Below are 1,133 nucleotides of genomic sequence, written 5' to 3'. Positions count from 1 at the left end.
GATTCCTCTGCGAAACGCGGCTGAGGCCGATTGTTTGGGGTGCTGGTTTGGTGGGCGGTCTTCAGCGGCTGGCTTGGAGGGCTCGCAGTCGGCCCGGTTCAACCGCCGGCGATGATGGTGGCGCGCCTGAGATTGTAGACGGTTGCGAAGGCGATCAGGTCTGCGGTGTTGGCGATGAGCGAGTGGCATCGCGTCCGGGCTTTGCCATAGAGGCGCTTCATGGCGCTGAAGACGGCCTCGACGGGAGCACGGCGGCGCGCGATCAGGGCGTTGCGGCGCTGCAGCCAGCGCGGCAGGGCGGCGATGTGCTTGTGCCGGCGATGCATGATGCGGTCCTTGACGCCCCCGGCCTTCAGGGCGGCGCGGTGGGCCTTGCTCTCGTAGCCGCGATCGGCATAGACGGCCGCCTCGTCGCCGGTGACGAGCACTGGGGCCATCTCGACATCCTGCACCCGGGCCGAGGTCACGACCGCCGTGCGGATCAGGCCCGAGCCCTCGTCGACGCCGACATGCAGCTTGTAGCCGAAATGGGCCTTGCCGTTCTTCTTGCCCCAATCGGCGCCGGGTTCGCGCGGATGGCCCTTGCCCAAGCCAGCCTCGCGTGACGGGGCGGCATGCGTCGCCTGAATGATCGTGGCGTCGAGCAAGGTGCCCTTCTTCAGGATCAGGCCCTTGGCTGAGAGTTGCGCGCCGATCTCGGCAAAGCAGGCCTCGAGCACCCCTGCCTGCGCTGCCGCCAGCCGGAAGCGGCACAAGGTCGTCTCGTCGGGTGTGCCGCCATCGAGCGCAAACCCGCAGAAGCGCCGAAACGACAGCCGGTCCAGCAGCGCCTCCTCCAGACCCGGGTCCGACAGGTCGTAGAGCGCCTGCAGATAGAGCGCCTTCAGCATCGCCAGCGGCGCGTAAGGCGGCCGGCCCGTCTCGGCCGCGCGCAGCTTGCCTGCCAAGGGCGCAAGCCGACCCCACGCGATCAGCCCATCGATCTTCGCAAGCTTCGCGTTCGTACCCAGGCGAGGGTCCAAAAACGCCTCAGCCAACGACATCTGATCCGACATGCCGATCATCCCGCTCCGATCAGGCCAACTGAATCAGCAATCAAACCTCAAAGCCAGAACCCTTTCGCAGAGAAATCC

1 protein-coding gene is annotated in these 1,133 nt (G+C 66.7%); it reads right to left on the bottom strand.

Going from position 1 to position 1,133, the window contains the following annotated elements:
• Positions 1 to 98 precede the first annotated feature (98 nt).
• A complete protein-coding gene (locus BMZ69_RS30925) occupies positions 99 to 1,043 on the bottom strand; it encodes an IS5 family transposase (RefSeq protein ID WP_280142139.1) in 945 nt (314 codons plus the stop codon).
• Positions 1,044 to 1,133 lie beyond the last annotated feature (90 nt).

Source organism: Allobosea sp. CRIB-10 (assembly GCF_900112185.1).
Classification (GTDB): Bacteria; Pseudomonadota; Alphaproteobacteria; order Rhizobiales; family Beijerinckiaceae; genus Allobosea.
The sequence above is the reverse complement of the archived record's forward strand: the minus strand, read 5'-3'. Positions and strand labels throughout refer to the sequence as shown.

What these genes read in the sequence shown, in the direction of transcription:
- BMZ69_RS30925 (WP_280142139.1), bottom strand. Translation starts at nt 1,043, where the DNA reads ATGTCGTTGGCTGAGGCGTTTTTGGACCCTCGCCTGGGTACGAACGCG.